A 21077-nucleotide genomic window follows, 5' to 3' on the forward strand; every position below is an offset into this window, starting at 1 on the left:
CAAAAGGAGGAAAGTTGTCAAAAGATGAGGGAACTTCAGACAGGTTCAGCACCAAAAGAAGGAAAGTTGTCAATAAATGAGCTAACTTCAGACAGGTTCGGCATCAAAAGGCGAAAAGCTGTCTGAAGAAGTCCCCGCAATAAGTCCCTGATACCACCATCCTAAAATAAAAACCTCCCCGAATCTCACAAACCCGGGGAGGCCGATAATCCAAATATTAAAGCTTAAACGAGCTCTTCAGCGACACGATCCGATTAAAGACTTTCTTGTCTTCTGTTGTGTGCTTTGGATCGACGTTGAAGTAGCCGTGGCGGAAGAACTGGAATTTGTCCTGCGGCTTGGCATCCTTCATGTTTGGCTCGATGTAGCCGTTCACGATTTCCAATGATTTTTCATTGACCTGATCCAGGAATGATTTGTTCTCTGCCTCATTTTCGCTTTCTTCTTCATCATCAAGAATCAGCGGCTCATACAGGCGGAATTCTGCAGGCAGCGCATGTGTTGCGTCTACCCAGTGAAGTGTACCTTTTACCTTGCGGCCAGTGAATCCGGAACCGCTCTTTGTTTCAGGGTCGTATGTGCAGTGAAGCTCGACGACTTCACCATTTTCGTCTTTAATGATGTCATTGCACTTAATGAAATAAGCATGCTTCAAGCGGACTTCATTGCCAGGGAAGAGTCGGAAGTACTTCGCTGGCGGATTTTCCATAAAATCGTCCTGTTCAACATAAATCTCACGTGAGAATGGAATCTTGCGTGTGCCCATTTCCGGGTTTTCCGGGTTGATATCGGCATCAAGCCATTCCACTTCACCCTCCGGATAGTTGGTGATGACGACTTTCAATGGACGAAGCACGCCCATCGTACGCGGCGCCTTCAGCTTAAGGTCTTCACGGACAAAGTGCTCAAGCATTTGTGCATCAACTGTTGAGTATCCTTTGGATACGCCGGCTGCTTTGACGAATTCACGGATCGCTTCTGGTGTGAAGCCGCGTCTTCTCAAACCGGAAATTGTCGGCAGGCGCGGGTCATCCCAGCCATCGACAAACCCTTCTTCAACAAGCTGCTTCAGTTTGCGCTTGCTCATTACCGTGTTTGTCAGGTTCAGTCGGCCAAATTCGATTTGCTGAGGTGTTGCTTCCATTTCGCACTCACGGACAACCCAGTCGTATAGCGGACGCTGGTCTTCGAATTCAGTCGTGCACAAGCTATGGGTTACACCTTCCAGCGCATCCTCGAGTGGATGGGCAAAAGCGTACATTGGGTAGATGCACCATTTGTCGCCTGTATTATGGTGTGATGCATGGGAAATACGGTAAATGACAGGGTCACGAAGATTGATATTTGGTGAAGACATATCGATTTTCGCGCGCAACACCTTTTCACCATTTGCAAATTCACCATTGCGCATCTTTTCGAACAGTTCAAGGTTTTCTTCTACAGAACGGTTGCGGTACGGACTTTCCTTGCCTGGCTCGGAAAGTGTCCCGCGGTATTCGCGGATTTCGTCCGCTGACAAGTCATCGACATATGCCAATCCTTTTTTGATCAACAGGACGGCACGGTCGTACATTTCGTCGAAATAGTCAGAGGCAAAGAACAAGCCTTCCCACTCATAGCCCAGCCATTCAACATCTTCCTTGATGGCATCCACGTATTCCTGGTCTTCCTTCAGCGGGTTCGTGTCATCGAATCGGAGGTTTGTCTTGCCGCCGAATTCATCTGCAAGGCCGAAGTTGATGACGATGGATTTTGCATGTCCGATATGTAAGTATCCATTTGGTTCTGGAGGGAATCGGGTCACGACTGTATCGCGTTTGCCGCTCTCCAAATCTTCCTTAATGATTGTTTTTATAAAATTAGAGTTTTCTTCCAATTAAATCAGCCTTTCCTTTGATCAGTCTCATTATCTTTATTTTAATGATTACTATAATATATTTCCACTGAACTATATAGTAATAAGAAAAAAGCGGAAAAACAAGTGGTGAAATAGCAAAAAGGTGCCTTAAATCAAGGCACCTTCCGATTATTTGGCTAAAAGATTAAGGATCACTTCATAAGTCAGATTCGGAACTATTTTAACAGAGTAGTCGATTTCCATTCGTTCGTATCGTTTATGAGCGTCAAGCCCGTACGGCCCGATGTTTATGACAGGCACGTTCAACTCTCGGATTTCCTGGTAATCCACGAAAAATTTCGATCCCCAGCTAGGGTTGTTCCGTGACGCGGAGTCCAGCGCTTCGTCATCATCGCTTAAAGCAACAAAGCTCATATCAGATATATAAGGAAAGAAATTGCGGACTACGATTGGTTCCTCGTATTCGGGTTGGACAGTTTTTACGGCAGCGTCCAAAGCTTCGATCAGGTTGCGCTCATCCTCGGTTTTCCCAGCTACTTCAATCCTTGGCGAGTAGAGGGAGGAGTAGAAGACGATGATGGCCGGACTTTGGTCAGGCATCCACTTCCAGGCTTCCTCGACGACTCTGGCAGCGTACATTCTCAGGTCCAGGCTGGCATCGAGAAGGAGATGATCCTTGAATTCCACCATATGGGCTGTGTATTCAGAGCCATGGGCCTTAATGAGTTCGGATTCCATTTCTTCATATGTCATCACCCGCGGCTGCCATTGCAATTCCCTGCATGGTTCGCCGCTGATTTTACAAAATTGCTGGTAACGTTCCTCGTACAGCTTCAATGCTTGTTCAAAAGCAATATGAGCTTGCTCTTTCAATTTTCCTAAAACATCCTTTGGGGTCCAAGAGTGGATGAAAAAATTATAATATACATATGCAGCCAGTGCTGTTTGGACGGTATAGTTTGGTTTGAGGTCCATCTGCTTCAGAGATACTGGAGGCATCGTCGTCTCGCCGAACGCCTCATTGCACAGATCAGGGTTATAGTCGATTTGCCTGGTCAACTCTGCAGCGATCAAGTTCGGATCCAATCCTTCGAAGGCGGACCCGACATGCGTTTCGGCGCCAGTGATAAAAAAAGAAGGAAGCAGCTTTCCGACAGTACCTTTATAGATATAGCGGTTCTTGTCTCCCGCATATCTTGGTGAAACAAAGTCACTGTTGACCGCAGCGACATATTCAAAACCATGCTCGTCTTTCCAGGATTTAAGGTCCTTGACTCCGGAGAGGATCCCATACGAGCTATCCTCTTCATCGCACTCTGCCAAAAAGACAAGGTTGCCATCAAGTTCCTCTGGGTGCTCGGAAAAGTATTTCAAAAGATAAAGATTGGAAGCGACGCCGCTCTTCATATCCAAAACTCCGCGTCCGAACATCCACTCACCTGATTGCGCATGCTCTTTGACAAGTGGAGGCAGCTTTTCTTTTTTTAATTCAACTAGCAGCTGATCCGGGTCAAACGCCACATCAGCCAACTGTGTAAAATCATCAATCCCCACTGTATCGAGATGGCCCATCAAAATGACAGTGCGGTTGCTGTTCCCTTTTGTACCTTTTACAAAAGCCATGACATTATATCGTTCGAGTATGTCATTCTGGGTTTGCGGTTTGATTACATATGACGGATTCTCTATAAAATAAGGAAACGATGAAATCATCGTATAAAGCGCCTGGGCAATCTCGTTTTCTCCATTTGTGTTGACAATGCTCCCGATGTTCACTAGCTGCTTCGTATAAAATAAAACTTCATCTCTGCAATCAAGCATCCAAAGCATCTCCTTTCTGAATATTCAGCTTTTACTATCAAGCTAACGTATATTCTCAGGAAATACAAGAGGGAGTCTAGAAAGAATCCTCCCCGTAATGAGGAGGATTCTGCTGGTTTTTTCATTCTTATAATTGGCGTTAATTACTGGCTGATGCTGCCTGGACTGCCTCATAGGCATCAACGTAGCCTGCACCGACTTCGTGGAGCTGGTAGCCTGGCATCGGATTGGCGGTTTGAACCATCAGGTCTAATGCCAAATCCGGGGTGAGGGAAGGATTAGCTTCCTTCATCAATGCTACGACTCCAGAGATATGAGGTGCAGCCATGCTTGTGCCGCTTGAAGTTGTATAGTAAGGCAAATGAACTCCATCGATATAAGAAACATCAGTAACTGTACCTAAAAGATTCATGACAATACCAGTGGAGGAACGAGTTGCCACGATGTCGACGCCTGGAGCTGTGATATCAGGATGCAGGTACTCATCTTCCGCAACACCGCGGGACGAGAAGTCAGCAAGTTGTTTATCCTTGGTACCGGCCGCCACACTTATGACCCATGGAGCCGCTGAGTATGGGTTTAGCGTGTTATCATCTGGACCTTCATTTCCTGCTGCAAACACAACCGTCATGCCCGCATCATGGGCCTTTTTAGAAGCCACATTGATTGGGTGATCAGGGGAATACTCCCCGGTTGAACCCCAGCTGTTGCTGATGATGTCAATTCCGTACTTTTCTTGATTCTTTATGGCATAATCAAAAGCTTCCAGTGACCAAAGTATATTGATTGCCTCGCCAACCCCAAGACCGACTAGCTTAGCGTCAGGAGCAACTCCTTTGTATAGGCCATCACTTGAGGTACCGCTACCTGCAATCGTCCCGGCAACATGCGTGCCGTGGCCAGAGGTCGTGTCTGTGTTCAACTGGTTCTCAAGGTAAAGCGGCTCGTTCCCAAAAAGATCTCCCACAACGAACTTTACATTCTGGATGACCTTTTCTCCGTACTGCAAATCAGGGTGGGTAGCATCAATGCCGCTGTCGATTACCGCTACAGTCACGCCCTCTCCGGTGTAACCCAGATCGTTCCAAACAGCTTCTGCCCCAATGAGCGCCCTGCTGTCACGAAGGAAATATTCTAGCTCATCATTTGTGTAAATCGAGAGAATATTAGATGCCGATAGGAGAAGTTCATTGACCAGGCCGACTTTTCCTTTAACAGCTACCATCGGGAGCGCGCTAAAAGTGTTCACCTCGAAGCCTAAAAGCTCTAAAAGCTTTATATCTGTAAGCAATGGCATGTCTTTATAAGTAATGATCAGTTCCACTTCTTCATTGCTTAAAGGATTAGCCAGCAGGCTTTCAAGCTTTGGATCCAATTCAACGGAAATCAAGGATGCTTTCGGACTGGAGAATGTAGGCGTTAAAATAAAACTAAATAACAGAAGTGCTACTGCAAAAATGTTGAACTTTTTCATAAGTTCCCCCTTAAAGTTATTTGAAAATTCGTACACATTTATTTAACCACTGCAAGTTAGAGAGAAACCTTATTCTAGTTGGGAAAATTTTAGAGATTCATATAATGTTCATCTTTTCACAATCTGTACAAAACATCTTGAATCTTTTGTGTCTATAAACTTTAGTAGAAGGAAACCTGCCTGAAAAAGAGGAAAATGGAGGTGTAAATATAAAGGAGGGAATATCATGCCAAAAGAAATTTTCAAAGCCAGTGCTGTATTGCAGGAGGGTGTAAAGGTTGATGTCCAGGCCAGGGGTTTCCATATCACGATTGACGAGCCTGCGAACTTAGGAGGAACCGACCAGGGAATGAATCCGGTGGAAATGCTTCTTGGAGCGTTAGGGGCCTGCCAATCGATCGTGGCGCGTGTGTACAGCCAAAAATTCGGTGTGGAATTAGAGGATTTCCGTGTTGAATTGGAAGGGGATCTTGATACTGATGGATTCATGAACAAGTCGGATGTCCGCCGGGGCTATTCAGATATTCGCTATACCTACTATATTAAGTCACCTTCTCCAGAGGAAAACATCAGGGCACTGGCAGATTTCATTGCAAAAACTTGTCCGGTGGATGACACAATCTCAAACCCGGTGAATGTCACCAGATCAGAAATCATCATCGAAAAACCAGTCGCATTATAAAAGAGTGATTATACAACGGTGCCGATTCTGGTGCCGTTTTTTTTTTTGCCTCATAAAACATACAACAATGGAGAAATTAAAGGTATAAATTTTTAGGAGGCAGCTTATGGATTTCACTTTTATATGGCAAACGGCTCTATTGATTCTTTCGGGCATCTTGCTGTTGAGAATCGCGGGCAGGAAATCTATTTCACAGATGACGCTGGCGCAAACGGTGGTTATGATTTCACTTGGAACCATCATAGTCCAGCCGATTGTGCAAAAAAGCATGTGGAAGGCGATTACCGGTGGTGCTATCTTTGTCGCTGCCATTGTCATTCTCGAGTATTTGCAGCTGAAATTTAATTTCTTCGAAAAATTCATCACAGGTAAATCAAAAATCATCATCCAGAATGGTCAGCTGAACATTAAGACATTGAAGAAGCTGAGGCTGACAGTTGACCAGTTGGAGATGAGATTAAGGAATAAAGGGATTACGAAGCTGGAAGATGTTAAAATTGCGACGATCGAACCCAATGGCCAGCTTGGATATGAGCTCATGGATGATGCAAAACCGCTAACCGTAGGGGAGTTTAAAAAGGTATTGAGTGACTATCTTCCAGCAATGCTCATGAAAATGGACGAAAAACCGGAATCAGCAAATCCAGATATTTTCGAGGAACTTAAAAAATCAAATCCGCAACATAACCCTAAATATCTCCAATAAAACAAAATTTCCCTTTTATTTATCCAGTGGCCTATGCTATTATTTAGAGATGCGAAATACACATGAAAATCTTCTTTGCAGAAGATTTTTTTCTTTTTTCAAGAAAAAGGGGAGATATACTTTGTCACAACCAAAAGAACCATTATGGACCTCTTCGTTCATTAAATTGATGGTAGGGAATCTATTCATTTTCATGTCATTCCAGATGCTGATTCCGACTCTGCCGCCTTATATAAAATCAATCGGTGCCAGCGGAACAGAAATCGGGCTGGTCACGGCATTATTCTCAATTGGTGCTGTATTGAGCAGGCCGTTCATCGGCTTCATGCTTGAGTACAAAGCGCGCAGGCCGCTCGTACTGATTGGAGCTGTAATGCTTCTATTGATTACATTCTTATATCCACTTTCACAAGTAGTCGTGATTTTCCTGGCATTCCGCCTGATTCACGGCCTTGCCTGGGGCTGGTCAACGACGGTCAATGGTACAGCTGCTGTCGATCTCGTCCCGAACTCACGCCTTGGCGAAGGGATGGGGTATTTCGGTCTTTCCATCACCATTGGGATGATCATTGCGCCAAGTCTGGGAATTTTCCTGTTCCAGGTTACTTCTTTCGATAACCTTATTTACATTTCCGGGGCTCTTGGTGTCATCGCATTGGTGCTCCTGGGGACGATTAAGTACAACACGCCAAATCAGGTGTTAACTACCAAAAAGGCAGACCTTAAGTTCACTTATTTAGGGTCACTAATTGAAAAATCAGGCTGGTTCCCGGCAATGCTCACATTGCTCATCAACCTTGGCTATGGAACGATTGTAACGTTCATCGTGATTTTCGGGGATGAACGCGGGATTGACCAAATCTTCCTGTTCTACCTTTGCAATGCAATCCTTGCGTCATTGTCACGTCCCGTCGCCGGAAAATGGTTTGACCAAAAAGGACCAGTCGGGCTTGTCATACTAACCATCTCCATTACAATCATGGGGATGTGGGTGCTGAGCTTTGCCCATTCCAACGTTATGATTGCAATTGCCGGCGTATTGTTCGGTATCGGATTCGGTTCCCTGATCCCGACCCTGCAATCGTGGACATTATCGATGACTCCGCCAAACCGCCGTGGTGTCGCAAATGGAATGTTCTTTTCATCCATCGACCTGGGGATTGGATTAAGCGGCCTGATCTTCGGAGTGCTTGCACAATTCATTGATTTGGGAACATTATTCCGAATCTCTAGCGGGTTCATTGTGTTAGCTTTGATCCTGACCATCGCAAAAGGAAGACGTACGAAAGAAGTACAACAGCCAAAGGAAGCTCTTTCCTGAGGCAGGATGCCAGCCTGGTGTATGGGCTGGCTTTTTCTATGGGTTGCGAAACAGCACTCTTATGATTTAAACTGATAAAGAAATTTAGACAGTACGGATTGGTAAGTGAGGACTTTTATGGATAATCAGGATCAAACATTTGAAGTGATGCGGGCCTGTTTGCTTGCTGGGAAAATCATGCTTCAAAGCGGTGCGGAAACGTATCGGGTGGAAGACACGATGTCGCGGATGGCTTCGGCTTTCGGCATTGACCAGACGCACAGCTATGTGACACCCACCGGCATTATTTTTTCAGTTGAAGGAGTGGGCAGGGAACGGACAAAGCTTGTGCGGATCTCCGAGCGGACCACAGATTTACGAAAGGTCGCGATGGTCAACAGCGTTTCGCGGAGAATCAGCAGCGGAGAGATAGGGCTTGAGGAGGCTTGCAGGCTCCTTGGAGAATTGGAGGAAGCCGATCTTACCTACTCGTTCATGGTTCAAATATTTGCGGCAGCGATTGCGAGCGGCTGCTTCACCATCATGTTCCTCGGGAGCTGGCTGGATTTCCTGCCTTCGATGGCTGCAGGAGGGATTGGTTTCTTCCTGGTCGTTTATTTTCACAGGATTGTCCCGGTTAAATTTTTCGCTGAATTCCTGTCCTCTTTTATGATTGGGATGATTTCATTTTTCTTTGTAAAACTGGGACTTGGACAGGAACTGGATAAAATCATAATCGGCTCCGTGATGCCGCTTGTACCCGGCCTGCTGATCACAAATGCAGTCCGGGACCTGATGGCAGGGCATTTGGTTTCAGGACTGTCAAAAGGAGCGGAAGCACTGTTGACGGCGTTTGCGATTGGCTCAGGCATAGCGGCAATATTATCTTTGTTGTAGTCAGGAGAAGTGGCGATGATTTATATAGAACACCTTATCACAAGTTTCATTGCTTCGGCAGCGTTTGGAATCATTTTTAACGCACCGAGGGAATCCCTCGTCAAATGCGGGATTTCCGGGATGGCTGGATGGATGGTCTATTTTGTACTTGATACCAATGGGTTCGGCACGATTTTTGCGACATTGATGGCCTCTTTCTTAATTGCGGTTGTCAGCCAGGTGTTCGCGAAGGCATATCGGACGCCCATCATCATTTTTAGTGTCGCCGGAATCATTCCTCTAGTACCAGGCGGACTGGCATATGATGCGATGAGGAACTTTGTGGAGAATGATTACAGTGTGGCCCTTTCGCTCGCTGCGAAAGCGTCGATGATATCAGGTGCCATCGCAGTTGGCCTTGTTTTTTCTGAAGTGATCAACCAGGTCATCAGAAGGTCAAACCTGGGCCCGGTAAAATAATGAATGGAAAGACTCGCTTATTATGGCGGGTCTTTTTTTACGGTCAAAAAGGGGATTTTGCGGTTTGTGGAGAATTGTAGATAAAAAGACTAAAAAGGGTGAGGACATGGAAATTCTATTAATCAGGCATGGAGAGTCGGAAGGGGACATCCTTCGGGTGCATGAAGGCAGGGCAGATTTGCTGCTGACAGATCATGGCCGCAGGCAGGCCAGGGAAATGGCGAAAGTGGTAAAAGAAAAATATATGCCGGAAGTGATCTGGTCGAGCACATTGAAGCGTGCAAGGGAGACGGCGGAAATCCTTAGCCAGGAAACAGGGATCGCAGTGATTGAGGATGAAAAATTAAAAGAATTCAATAATGGAGTTCTGGCAGGTTTGCCCTATGCAGAAGCCAAGCTTCGCTATCCGGAGCCAGAGGGAGGCAGGAAACATCATGTGCCAATTGAGGACGGGGAGTCTGAATTGGAATTCCGCTTCCGCGCCCAGACCGTATTTTCAAAGATTCTGACAGAAAGCGCAGGACGGAAGAGAATCGCGATCGTCTCCCATGGCGGTATGATCTCCAATCTGCTGCGGGCATTTTTGAATTTGCCGGTTTCCAATGATATCTATTTCCCGACAGGGGACACTGGAATCCATTTACTCAAGGTAAAGGAAGGACAAAAAACAGTGCTGTTCCTGAATGACTGTGGCCATCTGGCCAAAGTGGACGAAGAGCAGCTGGCAGCACAAAATTAATATGGATAGAAAAAGCCCGAACCCAGTCAATAACCGGATTTGGGCTTTTTATTACATCTTCACAATCGTACGCCCGCGGTTCTTGCCCTTTAAGATGCTGGAAAGGACGCCAGGCAGTTCTTCTAATCCAACTTCATTTTGAATGGTTTCGAGCAATCCCTCAGGCTTCAAGTCTGAAGCCATCCGCTGCCAGAGAAGCTTTCTTGTTTCCATTGGGCAGTAAACCGAATCAATGCCAAGGAGATTGATTCCCCTGAGGATGAACGGGAACACAGTTGTCGGGACATCTGTTCCCCCAGTCAAGCCGCTGACTGCGACAGAACCATTGTAATCAAGCTTGCTGAGGATTGACGATAATGTCTTGCCGCCAACCGGGTCAACAGCCGCTGCCCATAACTGTTTGTCCAGTGGCCTGAATTTTTCACCGGCAAGCTCTTCGCGGCTGATGATCTCGGCTGCGCCAATTTCACGCAGGTAGTCATGTTCCGCTTCTTTTCCTGTGCTTGCAACAACCTGATAACCCCGCTTGGCGAGCATCGCAACAGCCACGCTGCCGACACCGCCGGTTGCTCCGGTCACGAGCACTTTTCCTTTTTCAGGAGTAAGACCGTTTTCTTCAAGTCGATGGACGGACAAGGCTGCCGTGAATCCTGCGGTTCCGTAAACCATTGCTTCCTTCAATGAAAGGCCTTCAGGCAATGGAACAATCCAGTCTCCGGGAATACGGGCAAATTCGCTGAATCCCCCATAGTGGGAAACCCCTATCTCATAGCTTGTGGCAATGACTTCATCACCTTCCTTATAGCGGCTGTCATCCGAACGGACCACGGTGCCGGCAAGGTCGATGCCAGGGATGAAAGGATAGGACCTGACAATCTTGCCATTCTGGATGCTTGCCAATCCGTCCTTATAGTTGACACTCGAATAAGCCACCTTGATCAGCACATCCCCGGCAGGCAACTCTTCCAATCTAAGTATCTTTACCTCAGCTGTAAAATCCTCTTCATTTTTATTCACCATAAAAGCTTTGAAATTCTCCATATCTCCCAACCTTTCCTGGCTTGATAGTTTTAGTATAGGGCATAAGCGTTCCAGACATCTAATAACTTAACTTACCCAGGGATTCTTTTTTCCTTCCACGAACAATAACTATTCCCTCCCTATAGATATCATTGTAAAAAGTTAAGTCCGTCACGAATTTATTACGATTTTGTGTCCGATTTATCTGATGTGACGGACTTCACATATCTTTTAATCTGCCTCCCTTAAGATTTAGGTAAGTAAGGTACACAGTGGTGGTTAGGGCTGTTAAACATTATCAAATCAATTTTCCACTATTCACAAAGTGTTTACAATTTGACCCTTTTTTGACTGTTTTTCCATGATAAGATTAGTTTTGAAATCGGGAACGATTTACAGGGAGGTAGCAAAGTTGTACAAATTCGAGAAATCTTTTTACTCAAAAACAAGCATGTATTCATTTGTCGTTGTGATGATCTTGTTTTTCTCAATGTGGTATTCAACATCGAAGTTTGTCCATATCGATATGGCGCTTCTGGGATATGCGATTTCATCAGCGGTCTTCGCGATCGGCCTGACAATCAGGATGAGCTTCTGGATGTGGCGTAAAGCAACTAACAGGGTTGCGAAGCGAAGCGTTGATAACCTTTTTAATAAAGAAAGATTGAAACGTAATTCAAAAGCATTAATCAAAACATTGATTGATAATATCATTTTGCAAAAATTCATTTTCCAGCGCGGCATCTACCGCGGAATCCAGCACTTCATGATTTCATGGGGCTGCATCATTTCTTTCGCGATCACATTCGGACTGACATTCGGATGGATGCGTTTTGACCTGATCGATCCGGAAACATACCAGATCATCGTGTTCGATATGCCAACCATCACGATGGCGGCTCACGGGCTTTTCGCCGAGATTGTCTATAACGGACTGAACATCGGTGCAATCATGGTGCTGATCGGAGCAGGAATGGCTTTATACCGACGCATCACTGACTACGATGTAAAAGTAACACAGCGATTCGAATTCGATATTCTGCCATTGATCATTCTGCTGGCAGTTACCGTTACAGGTTTGATCCTGACAATTCAGTACACATTCCTTGATGGCTGGATGCATCATTATATGTCACTCATCCATCAGGTTACAGTCATCGTCATGCTGATGTACTTCCCATTCGGAAAACTGTTCCACGTGCCAATCAGGCCGCTGGCTACAGCAGTACCAATGAGTTATCAAGAGGTGGTCAAAGTGGATACGAAATCATGTAAAAGCTGCGGACAGCCATACAGCAATGATGACCAGATCGCGGATGTCCAGGCAATTTTAAAAAGCCAGAATTTCGACCTGCAGCTTGCGGACGGCTCATACCTTTCAGATTATTGCACAGGGTGCCGCCGCAGGATGAGAGCATTGAAACAAATGAATCTTGAAGCACCTAAAGGCAACCCATACGGACCAGTAAGCACCAATAATGGAATTCATATATCAGGCTTCAGCAAGAAGCGTTCGGAAGAGTTTTACGGAATCGACCAGGATTTGAAGGAGGAAAAAATCGATGAGCCAGTTTCTCGTTAAAGAAGGCGTAAAGAACCAGATTCGCAAAGGCGAAAAATTAGTCACAACGCATTGCTGCTACTGCGGGATGCAGTGCGGCATGCACATACGTGTTGATGAAAAAACGAATAAGGTCATGGGTGTGGAACCACGTTATGACTGGGTTTTGACCAGAGGGAAAATGTGCCCTAAAGGGGTTACGGCGTACCAGACAATCGACCATCCAGACCGCATCAAGACTCCGTTAATCAAAAAGAACGGAAAGTTCGTAGAGGCAACCTGGGATGAAGCACTTGATTTAATCGAAAGAAAGTATAAAGAAATTCAGGGAACATACGGAAAAGATGCGTTGGCGGTATATGGCGGCGTATCGATGACAAACGAAAAATGCTACCTGGTAGGTAAATACGCACGTGTCGGACTCGGCACTCGTTACATCGATTATAATGGCCGCTATTGCATGAGTTCTGCAGCAGGCGGATTCAATAAAACGCTTGGAATTGACCGTGGATCCTCGCTTCCATGGACTGAGCTCGAGCATAGCGACTGCTTCTTCATGGCTGGCTCTAACACGGCAGAATGTCACCCGACTAGTATCCAGTGGTTCTGGAAAGCCAAGGACAAAGGCGCGAAGCTGATAGTTGCCGATCCGCGTGAAACTGCAACTGCAAGAGTCGCCGATGTACACCTTGACCTGCTTCCAGGAACAGATTCAGCATTGGCTAATGGCATCATGCACCTCTTGATTAAACATGATTATGTCGATCATGAGTACGTGCAGGAACGCTGCAATAATTTTGAAGAATTGAAGGAAATGACGGCGAAATTCACGCCTGAGTATACATCTGGTATTACTGGTGTTGCTGTTGAAAAAATCATTAAAGCGGCACATATTTTCGGAAAATCACCTCGCTCTGTCGTTATGTTCGCACGTGGTGCCGAGCAGCAGACAGCAGGTGTAGATAACGTAAGTCTTTACACATCAATGGCTCTTTTAAGAGGACAAATCGGCAAGTTCGCTTCTGGTGTTGCGACTTTTACTGGACAGGGAAACGGCCAGGGCGGCCGTGAACACGGCCAGAAGGCTGACTTGCTTCCTGGTTACCGCAAGCTTACTGATCCTAAGGCAGTTGAGTACATTTCAGGAGTTTGGGGCATCAAGCCTGAAGAAATGCCGCAGCCAGGTGTCTCCGCTTACGAAATGTTCCACCTGATGGAGGCGAAGACGATTCGCGGACTTCATGTCATTTGCTCAAACCCGGTTGTATCATCACCAAATATCAACTATGTGCAAGAACAGCTTGAAAACCTTGATTTCTTAGTCGTAAATGATTTCTTCCTTTCTGAGACTGCAGAGTTGGCAGATGTAGTACTTCCTGCTACAACATGGGCAGAAGATGAAGGAACGACTACAAATACAGAAGGACGGATCATCCACATCCGTAAAGTAGTTGAGCCAATCGGTGAATCAAAACCAGACTGGGAGATCATGAGCCTGATTGCTGAACGTCTCGGTAAAGGCCAGCACTTCCAATATAACGAGCCAAGAGAAATCTTCGATGAACTTCGCCTTGCATCAAAAGGCGGCAAAGCCGATTACTATGGTGTCACCTACGAAAAGATCGATGAACAGGACGGTGTCTTCTGGCCGGCTCCTGCACTTGACCATCAGGGAACTCCTTCGATGTTCAAAGAGAAGTTCGAAACGCCAGACGGCAAAGCGAATCTCGCGGTTTGTGATTACAGAGGACCTGCAGAAGTACAGTCAAAAGAATATCCACTTTGGCTGACTACAGGCCGTGTCGTATTCCATTACCTTTCAGGAAACCAGACAAGACGCGTTGACTTCCTGAAGGAGCAATGTCCTGAGCCATTCGTTGAAATGCATCCTGAACTGGCAAGCCAGTACCAGATCGAGAACGGTGAACGAGTGAAGCTTACAACTCCGCGAGGCGATATGATCGCTCCGGTAAAAATAACGAAAGCAATCCGCAAAGATACGATGTTCGTCCCTTATCACTGGGGCAAAAAGCTGGCCGTCAACCAATTGACCAGCCCGGCTTTGGATCCAATCTCACGGATGCCTGAATTTAAAGTTTGTGCTGTTAAGCTAGAAAAACTAAGTAAATAGGAGGACGGCTATAATGAACAAAATAATGTATCTCGAATTTGAACGCTGTATCGGATGCCGTGCCTGCCAGGCAGCCTGCCGTGAGTGCGGAGACCATGATGCAAAAGAACGGAACTATGTAGAATATGTTGACTTCACTGAATCTCGCCAGACATTCCCGATGCTGTGCATGCAATGTAAAGACCCTGCATGTGCACGTGTCTGCCCGGCAAACGCCATCCAGATCACGGATGAGGGCGTCGTGCTGTCTGCAATGGAAGAAAAATGTATCGGATGCCGCAACTGTACATTCGGCTGCCCATTCGGTATCCCGAAATTCGATTTCGAAACGAACAAAATGTACAAATGCGATATGTGCTATGACAGAACTCGTCATGATATTGCGCCAATGTGTGCATCTGTTTGCCCAAGTGACGCGATCCGCTTCATCGATTTCGATGAAATGCAGCAATTGCGCAGAAAACGTACCCAGATGAACCTGGTTGAAGGTAAAAAGCCGCAAGAGGGCAACAAATGGGATTATGTACCTGAGTTTTTCGGAGTATACACAGATTCACAGTCATAATTTAATGGAGCCGGCCGGAAAAGAGCGCTAAGTTCATTAGGGCCGGCTCTATTTTTGAGGATATTGGCGAAAATCTGATTTTATTGGCGGTTTTCACAAATTTATTGGCGAAAAAATGATTTTATTGGCGAAAACGACAACTTTATTGGCGAAAATAAAAATATATTGGCGAACTGGAAATTTTCAGCGATTTTTTCCAGTAAAGGTTTCAATCAATTTTAGATAAGGTAGGGAATAATAACCCATCCAAAAAAGAGGTGCTTTTAAATGTTAAAAGGAAATGTGCTGGCGGTGACAAGCGGAAAAGGCGGAGTCGGCAAGTCTTCTTTATCAGTGAACCTAGCGCTTGCGCTGCAAAAGCTTGGCAAGTCTGTCGCAATCATCGATCTTGATATATACGGATTCAGCGTACCGAAGATCCTGAATATAGATTCAAAGCCAAAAACGTTCAACGGAAAAATCATCCCGGTTGAAGCGAATGGCATCAAGGTAATGTCCATGGGCTTCCTTGTGAAGGACAATGAACCAATCGTTTGGCGCGGCCCGATGCTTGGAAAAATGATTCAGCATTTTACAGAGGATGTGCTGTGGGGAGAAATGGATTATTTCATTCTCGATATGCCTCCTGGCACTGGGGATGTCGCGCTTGATATGCACCTGATGATTCCGCAGAGCAAGGAAATCGTTGTAACGACGCCTCATAAGGCAGCTTCTTTCGTAGCAGAACGCGCTGGAGCCATGGCAATCAAGAGCAAGCATGAGGTCATCGGCGTGGTCGAGAATATGTCCTACTTCAAGCCTGAAGACAGTGATCAGAAGTACTTTATTTTCGGAAAAGGCGGCGGCGAGGAACTGGCTGCACAGCTTGGCACTGATCTATTGGGACAGCTCCCGATTCAGGAAGCCGATGAGAATAGCGAAACGCCTGCTATCGCAGAGGAGAATACTGCGCTATTCATGGAATACTTAAACCTTGCAGAAAAAATACATGCAAAGTTTCAGCTCTAGGAACGGGAGGATTTGGCTATGAGTGATGATAAGAAAAAGACCCATCATGAAGATGATAAAGATATGATCAAGCTGATCGATAACCTGAACAGGAAAGACGATGTCCATTTGAATAGAAGGGCATTCCTGAAGGCATCCTTTGGCGCAACTGTCGCAATCGGACTTGCGACGACTCCATTCGGGATCTTCACCTTCCTGCGCGATGAAAATGGCGAAGTGAAGCGAGTGGAAATCACCGATATCGATGACCTGGCAATCGGCGAATCCAGGAACTTCAACTATCCAACGAAGAACGAGCCAGCCATTTTGGTCAGGACACCGGAGGACAAATTCGTTGCCTACAACAATAAATGCACACACCTCCAATGCCCGGTTTTTTACGAGCATAAAGAAAATGTCCTGCTGTGCCCTTGCCACAAAGGCTATTTCAATGTAGACAGCGGCCAGCCGATGGCAGGACCGCCGCAGCGCGAGCTTCCTAAGATCCTGCTTGAAATCAAGGACGGAAAGGTGTTCGCAGTAGGGAGGGAAGTAAGGCATGGATAAAAAAAGAGCAGCATTCTTCTCGATTTTCCTGTTCCTTGCCATCAATGTATTCTCGCTTTCCAATGCCATTGAAGGCTATTATGGGCACGAAGATGAACGTGTATATGGCGCGGTTATCGTCGCGCTGATTTCGACGATCCTGGCAACAACAGCCTTCTTCATCTGGAAGAAGGCAGAGTATAAAAAGTAAGCTGGGGGCGATGATAAAAGGAGAGCTCTTTTTATACCAACTGCATCCATAGCAGCAGTTGGAATGGCATGAAAAAGAGTTCGAAAGGGAGGAGTGTACATGGTATCCCAATCTTTTTTTCATCACGACAGCAAAAAAGAATCAATTGAGGAAGTACTTGAAAATTCCCTTGAAATTGAAGAAGATTTAATGCGTACTTACTTAATCACGGCTGAACGAGTCCATGACGATCCTGAGTTGAAAGACCGCCTTGAAAACTTCGCGGAAGGCAATGCGAAACGGACAAAGCAGCTGCTTGATGAATTGAAAAAAGGCAAATGAAGAAAGCAGCGGAGTTGATCCGCTGCTTCCTTACTGTCTCAGAATAAAAAATTAGCTAAACTGATTTGTCGGCACGATTTTTATATTCTCCGCCTCGAACTTCCTTTCACCGAACAGGGTGATCAAGGTGCAACTGTTGATGCGAAACGGGCTCTCAGCAATTTCATATTCAGCTAATAGTCCGGACCCAAGTTCTTCGCCTTCTGGATTCAATGCCTGCACATTCTGTCCTTCTAATGTCCTTAGCTTGGCTTTCATCAAGAATACCTTCCACTCTTCCCAATTCTTGATCAAAAACGCCTTCTCGCCGTTCTCCAAATAGCCTAACTGGCAGCCTCGTTCATCAATGGCAGCCTCGTTTCCATAGCTAAGATCCATGATTAAATCCCTTAGAAATTGAAACTCATCCAGGTCAAGGTAAGGGTCAATGTGGAATTCAACCTCATTTCCATTTTCCTTCATCGAAGCAATCGTTTTGTTGTTCATCATGACAGATTTGTTTTTTATATGTTGTGATTTCATATGTTCCAGGGGAGTGCCCATAAGTTTCAGAGTAAGCATAACAATCTCCTTTTCGGTCTTAATGTTACCTTCATTATAATGATTTTGCCCTATCTGCGGTGTGACAAACTTCATTACTTCCCCATAAAACCTGTTTTTAGTTCGAAAGATATAGGCAGAGGCGTTTTTCGACAAGAACTGGCAAAAAACTGGATGGTTTATTAAAAAGGTTACAAATTTTGCAATGCTTGTAGCAAAACTGAAAGCTGGATGAAATCTTGCATGAAAAATTGTTTGATAGAATACAATGATAAGGTTTGAGCGTAAGCTGGCAAAGGGAAAAAGTACAGTTAGATAAACATTTTTTATGCCTGAAGGAGTCTGAAGGCTCTTTTTTTGGATTGATATTATGAAGAGGTCGGAGGAAGATCATGACATTTGAAGAGCAATTAATCAAAAAGTCGTATTTTGAAACGTATATGCAACAAGGAAACCAGGCACACCCTGTTCGTGTCCTCGGGGAGCTTTACCTTGACGAGCAGAAGAATGATATGCCGGATTTGTCATACATCCGTTTTGCTCAGGGAGAGGTCTATTTTCATAACAAGGATTACGAAGCGGCTATTTTTAAATGGGAAAATATCACGAATGAACTGGAGCCATGGGCGAAAAAGAACATGGGTGATGCGTTCCTTGAGATTGGTCTGTACACATCTGCAGAGGACCTGTACCTTTCGATTGATACAGATAGCAATATTCTCAGGATTGAAAGCGGGCTGCAGCTTTTGACGCTTTACATAGAACAGGGAAAGCTTGACAAAGCGGTTGCTGTCATCAAGAAGTCTGTGCAGCTGGATCCGGATTATCCGGGAGTAACGGAAATTGCCCGCGCTTTCTTTGAAGAGCATCTGGACTGGGAAAATGCCGTTGAATTGGCAGTCAATGAAGGGGTCCGAACCGGTTCGCCTAAGTGGTTCGACGTCTTGAATCAGTATGTAGAACAGGGGCATACCCGCCAGTTCTCATCGTCCTATTTTAACGAAGCTTTATCCGTTCTATTCCAGGTGGACCGAAGCCGGTTTGAACAGCTGTCGGTATCCCTGTGGGAAAGTTACAGGGATCAAAGTTCCTATATGAAATGGCTGAGGGAATTCAACCAATTGTTCAGCGGGATGGACGGCAATAGAAGAGATGGCTGGACCCATCTGTCAGCGGTCTATCAGGATACTTATTTCGAATTGATTAATGGAGATCGATTGATTAAGGAAATTTCCCCGCTGATTCCTGAGTTGCTAACGAACTGGCTGAAAATCACGAGTCCAGTTAACAGCCTTGTTTCGGCATCATCAATCATTGCATGGAATGAGGTATTTCCAGGAACCATTACCACGTCGGCCATTCACGATGCGGAGAACCTTGTGCTGAATTCGCGCCAGTACGATAATGGCTACCAAGATAGCATGCAGCTATTTGAGACCATCACCAAATGGGCAGAGAATCATGAAATTGAAGTGGGCAACAGGATAAAATGGATGGTTCGGGAGCTGCAGGAAACTTATGTCCATAATCTGCTGATTGCCGGTTTATCTGGGAATGGAAAGTCATCCTTCGTCAATACGATTGTTGGCGAAGAGCTGATTACATCTCCAACTGGGGCAGTCATCAGGTTCATGAACGATGAGAATCCGGGAATCCAGGAAATAAACGATACGGCAGTCCGCCAGATTACCAATATTGAGGACTTCAAGGAATCTGCCGGAGTTCGCCGCCAGAGCCATAAAAATGAAACGATCATTGACTTCAGAGCTCAGTTCCCATTCCTGCACGACCATGAGATGGCGCTGATAGACTCTCCAGGAATCAATCGCAATAACTATGACAATCACCCGTTGTACAATTACTTGAGGTTTGCTGACAGCTTATTATTCGTGCTTAACGCAAATGATCCTTTTACGGAAAAAGAAAGGGAAATCCTCGCGAAAATTTCCGAGTTCTTCCCGCAGCTGCCGGTTCACTTCCTGTTGAATAAAATAGATGATATCTACAGTCAGCAGGAGGCAATAGAAGTATTTGACCAAACATCAGCGGAAATCAGCCAATATTATCCTGATGCAAAAATGTTCGCTTTCTCTGCTAATTATGACAAAGGCAAGCAGCTGAAAGATTTCTCTGATTTTATTAAAGCAACCAGAAGCGCAGTCGACTTCGAGCAGGAGCGTACGGCAAAACTGCAATTCTTTGTCAGAAGGGCGATCACGTATTTGCTTGATAAACGGATTGAAATCGAAAATGACCATATGGAAACAATCAGCTGGAACGAAGAGATGGTGAGCAAGCTGAATGGTGCGATCAATCAGCTTGGTGACATCGAGGAAGAGAAATCGAAATCCATCCAGAAGTCATACCGTAAAATCAAGGACGAAACCCGCACGGAAATCATAGAAAAGATTCCGGAAATACTGCGGAGCTGTTCTGAATTGGTGACAGAGGATAGTGATTTCGGAAAAATCCATACTGAAATGGATGAGGCAATGAACAAGAAGATAAGGGAATATCTTGATGAAACCGTGCTGCCGAAATTCCATGATGATCTACAAGGCTGGATTCAGCATTCGAAGGACGAATTCGACCACAGCCAAAACTATTTGAATGAGATGGCCGATGGCTTTAATTCGATGTATGGAGATGAACGAATCAGCCTTGACTGCGATTTCAGGGTGCTTGATGATTGGCGCCGCGATGCAAGCCGGATGACGAATGGCGTTCACTATGAAAAGGTCAACATCATGAACCGGTCGACACCGCAGCAGTTCTTCCTGAAGAGTGCAGGCAAACTGCTAGGCGTGCTGCCGCAGAACAATGCGATGCTATATAACCGATACAAAACCTATCTGGAGACAGAAGACTATTATGAAATCGGGGTAACCACTGCGAAAAGATTCCTGCAGCAATTCGAGATTTTCGAAAAATCGATTGAACGAGATGTAAACCTGTTCTTCAAAAACCCATTCATTGTACTAGAAAAAGCAGTAGAAGAGGCCAATTCCGAAATCGACTATGGCAAGAACGAACTTGAAAAAATGAGAATAAATCCAGAATTGTACCGTGACCCACTGACACTGTACGAAGTGAAGCTTCGCCAGTTTGAATGGATGACAGCGGCAGGCAGAGGTTAAGCGAAAAAGGAAGACTCCGAGTTTGGGGTCTTCTTTTTTGCTTGGTAGTGAAAAAAGAATAAAATTAAATTTTCATAATAATATTGACAATATGAGTATAGGAGTTTAAAGTAAAATTTATC

The 21077-nt window shown here is 45.4% G+C and carries 19 protein-coding genes; 14 read left to right on the forward strand and 5 right to left on the reverse strand.

The genetic code is table 11. From position 1 onward, the window contains the following. Positions 1–217: 217 nt before the first annotated feature. The 3 genes from RH061_RS04710 to RH061_RS04720 form a co-directional block, all read right to left on the reverse strand. Positions 218–1876: a glutamine--tRNA ligase/YqeY domain fusion protein gene (locus tag RH061_RS04710; RefSeq protein WP_311074312.1), complete on the reverse strand. Its 1659-nt coding sequence runs from the start codon at positions 1874–1876 to the stop codon at positions 218–220. A 150-nt stretch (positions 1877–2026) separates the two neighbouring features. Continuing rightward, positions 2027–3679: a M20/M25/M40 family metallo-hydrolase gene (locus tag RH061_RS04715; RefSeq protein ID WP_311074313.1), complete on the reverse strand. Its 1653-nt coding sequence runs from the start codon at positions 3677–3679 to the stop codon at positions 2027–2029. 139 nt (positions 3680–3818) lie between these two features. Continuing rightward, a complete protein-coding gene (locus RH061_RS04720; protein WP_311074315.1) occupies positions 3819–5153 on the reverse strand; it encodes a S8 family peptidase in 1335 nt (444 codons plus the stop codon). A gap of 226 nt (positions 5154–5379) precedes the next feature. Between RH061_RS04720 and RH061_RS04725 the strand changes: the two genes are divergently transcribed. The 6 genes from RH061_RS04725 (at position 5380) to RH061_RS04750 (ending at position 9936) form a co-directional block, all read left to right on the forward strand. Then, positions 5380–5835 carry an OsmC family protein gene (locus RH061_RS04725; protein WP_311074317.1) on the forward strand — a complete coding sequence of 152 codons (456 nt, stop codon included), beginning with the start codon at positions 5380–5382 and terminating at the stop codon, positions 5833–5835. A 106-nt stretch (positions 5836–5941) separates the two neighbouring features. Beyond that, positions 5942–6541: a DUF421 domain-containing protein gene (locus RH061_RS04730; protein ID WP_311074318.1), complete on the forward strand. Its 600-nt coding sequence runs from the start codon at positions 5942–5944 to the stop codon at positions 6539–6541. A 169-nt stretch (positions 6542–6710) separates the two neighbouring features. After that, a complete protein-coding gene (locus RH061_RS04735; RefSeq protein ID WP_311076272.1) occupies positions 6711–7862 on the forward strand; it encodes an MFS transporter in 1152 nt (383 codons plus the stop codon). Positions 7863–7979: 117 nt separating this feature from the next. Then, entirely contained in the window at positions 7980–8738 is a 759-nt protein-coding gene (locus RH061_RS04740) for a threonine/serine exporter family protein (protein WP_311074320.1), read from the forward strand. Positions 8739–8753: 15 nt separating this feature from the next. Continuing rightward, on the forward strand, positions 8754–9197 hold the full coding sequence (locus RH061_RS04745) for a threonine/serine exporter family protein (protein ID WP_311074322.1): 444 nt from the start codon (positions 8754–8756) through the stop codon (positions 9195–9197). A 106-nt stretch (positions 9198–9303) separates the two neighbouring features. Next, positions 9304–9936: a histidine phosphatase family protein gene (locus RH061_RS04750; RefSeq protein WP_311076274.1), complete on the forward strand. Its 633-nt coding sequence runs from the start codon at positions 9304–9306 to the stop codon at positions 9934–9936. 51 nt (positions 9937–9987) lie between these two features. On the opposite strand, the gene RH061_RS04755 is transcribed toward RH061_RS04750, so the two are convergent. Further along, positions 9988–10977 carry an NADPH:quinone oxidoreductase family protein gene (locus tag RH061_RS04755; protein ID WP_311074324.1) on the reverse strand — a complete coding sequence of 330 codons (990 nt, stop codon included), beginning with the start codon at positions 10975–10977 and terminating at the stop codon, positions 9988–9990. 391 nt (positions 10978–11368) lie between these two features. Here RH061_RS04755 and RH061_RS04760 point away from each other — a divergent pair, with 391 nt between their 5' ends. The 7 genes from RH061_RS04760 (at position 11369) to RH061_RS04790 (ending at position 17278) form a co-directional block, all read left to right on the forward strand. After that, positions 11369–12538 (forward strand): MFS transporter, encoded by a 1170-nt coding sequence (locus RH061_RS04760; RefSeq protein ID WP_311074325.1) that lies wholly within the window; start codon positions 11369–11371, stop codon positions 12536–12538. Continuing rightward, positions 12519–14648 (forward strand): formate dehydrogenase subunit alpha, encoded by a 2130-nt coding sequence (gene fdhF, locus RH061_RS04765; protein ID WP_311074327.1) that lies wholly within the window; start codon positions 12519–12521, stop codon positions 14646–14648. The genes RH061_RS04760 and fdhF overlap by 20 nt, the downstream gene beginning before the upstream one ends. A gap of 13 nt (positions 14649–14661) precedes the next feature. Beyond that, positions 14662–15213 carry a 4Fe-4S dicluster domain-containing protein gene (locus tag RH061_RS04770; RefSeq protein WP_023625614.1) on the forward strand — a complete coding sequence of 184 codons (552 nt, stop codon included), beginning with the start codon at positions 14662–14664 and terminating at the stop codon, positions 15211–15213. 267 nt (positions 15214–15480) lie between these two features. Continuing rightward, positions 15481–16221 carry an Mrp/NBP35 family ATP-binding protein gene (locus RH061_RS04775; RefSeq protein ID WP_311074328.1) on the forward strand — a complete coding sequence of 247 codons (741 nt, stop codon included), beginning with the start codon at positions 15481–15483 and terminating at the stop codon, positions 16219–16221. 18 nt (positions 16222–16239) lie between these two features. Beyond that, a complete protein-coding gene (locus RH061_RS04780) occupies positions 16240–16767 on the forward strand; it encodes a QcrA and Rieske domain-containing protein (RefSeq protein WP_311074330.1) in 528 nt (175 codons plus the stop codon). Next, positions 16760–16957 (forward strand): hypothetical protein, encoded by a 198-nt coding sequence (locus RH061_RS04785; protein ID WP_311074331.1) that lies wholly within the window; start codon positions 16760–16762, stop codon positions 16955–16957. The genes RH061_RS04780 and RH061_RS04785 overlap by 8 nt, the downstream gene beginning before the upstream one ends. 99 nt (positions 16958–17056) lie before the next feature. After that, positions 17057–17278 carry a hypothetical protein gene (locus RH061_RS04790; protein ID WP_311074332.1) on the forward strand — a complete coding sequence of 74 codons (222 nt, stop codon included), beginning with the start codon at positions 17057–17059 and terminating at the stop codon, positions 17276–17278. Between the two features lie 51 nt (positions 17279–17329). Here RH061_RS04790 and RH061_RS04795 read toward each other — a convergent pair whose 3' ends face one another. Beyond that, positions 17330–17839, reverse strand: a complete 510-nt coding sequence (locus RH061_RS04795) for a hypothetical protein (protein WP_311074333.1) — start codon at positions 17837–17839, stop codon at positions 17330–17332. 371 nt (positions 17840–18210) lie between these two features. On the opposite strand from RH061_RS04795, the gene RH061_RS04800 reads away from it, so the two are divergent. Then, positions 18211–20955 (forward strand): dynamin family protein, encoded by a 2745-nt coding sequence (locus tag RH061_RS04800; RefSeq protein ID WP_311074334.1) that lies wholly within the window; start codon positions 18211–18213, stop codon positions 20953–20955. The last annotated feature ends 122 nt before the right edge of the window (positions 20956–21077 follow it).

This window comes from Mesobacillus jeotgali (genome assembly GCF_031759225.1).
GTDB lineage: Bacteria > Bacillota > Bacilli > Bacillales > Cytobacillaceae > Mesobacillus > Mesobacillus jeotgali_B.

What these genes read in the sequence shown, in the direction of transcription:
- RH061_RS04715 (WP_311074313.1), bottom strand. Translation starts at nt 3,679, where the DNA reads ATGCTTGATTGCAGAGATGAAGTTTTATTTTATACGAAGCAGCTAGTG.
- RH061_RS04720 (WP_311074315.1), bottom strand. Translation starts at nt 5,153, where the DNA reads ATGAAAAAGTTCAACATTTTTGCAGTAGCACTTCTGTTATTTAGTTTT.
- RH061_RS04725 (WP_311074317.1), top strand. Translation starts at nt 5,380, where the DNA reads ATGCCAAAAGAAATTTTCAAAGCCAGTGCTGTATTGCAGGAGGGTGTA.
- RH061_RS04730 (WP_311074318.1), top strand. Translation starts at nt 5,942, where the DNA reads ATGGATTTCACTTTTATATGGCAAACGGCTCTATTGATTCTTTCGGGC.
- RH061_RS04735 (WP_311076272.1), top strand. Translation starts at nt 6,711, where the DNA reads ATGGTAGGGAATCTATTCATTTTCATGTCATTCCAGATGCTGATTCCG.
- RH061_RS04740 (WP_311074320.1), top strand. Translation starts at nt 7,980, where the DNA reads ATGGATAATCAGGATCAAACATTTGAAGTGATGCGGGCCTGTTTGCTT.
- RH061_RS04745 (WP_311074322.1), top strand. Translation starts at nt 8,754, where the DNA reads ATGATTTATATAGAACACCTTATCACAAGTTTCATTGCTTCGGCAGCG.
- RH061_RS04750 (WP_311076274.1), top strand. Translation starts at nt 9,304, where the DNA reads ATGGAAATTCTATTAATCAGGCATGGAGAGTCGGAAGGGGACATCCTT.
- RH061_RS04755 (WP_311074324.1), bottom strand. Translation starts at nt 10,977, where the DNA reads ATGGAGAATTTCAAAGCTTTTATGGTGAATAAAAATGAAGAGGATTTT.
- fdhF (WP_311074327.1), top strand. Translation starts at nt 12,519, where the DNA reads ATGAGCCAGTTTCTCGTTAAAGAAGGCGTAAAGAACCAGATTCGCAAA.
- RH061_RS04770 (WP_023625614.1), top strand. Translation starts at nt 14,662, where the DNA reads ATGAACAAAATAATGTATCTCGAATTTGAACGCTGTATCGGATGCCGT.
- RH061_RS04775 (WP_311074328.1), top strand. Translation starts at nt 15,481, where the DNA reads ATGTTAAAAGGAAATGTGCTGGCGGTGACAAGCGGAAAAGGCGGAGTC.
- RH061_RS04780 (WP_311074330.1), top strand. Translation starts at nt 16,240, where the DNA reads ATGAGTGATGATAAGAAAAAGACCCATCATGAAGATGATAAAGATATG.
- RH061_RS04785 (WP_311074331.1), top strand. Translation starts at nt 16,760, where the DNA reads ATGGATAAAAAAAGAGCAGCATTCTTCTCGATTTTCCTGTTCCTTGCC.
- RH061_RS04790 (WP_311074332.1), top strand. Translation starts at nt 17,057, where the DNA reads ATGGTATCCCAATCTTTTTTTCATCACGACAGCAAAAAAGAATCAATT.
- RH061_RS04795 (WP_311074333.1), bottom strand. Translation starts at nt 17,839, where the DNA reads ATGCTTACTCTGAAACTTATGGGCACTCCCCTGGAACATATGAAATCA.
- RH061_RS04800 (WP_311074334.1), top strand. Translation starts at nt 18,211, where the DNA reads ATGACATTTGAAGAGCAATTAATCAAAAAGTCGTATTTTGAAACGTAT.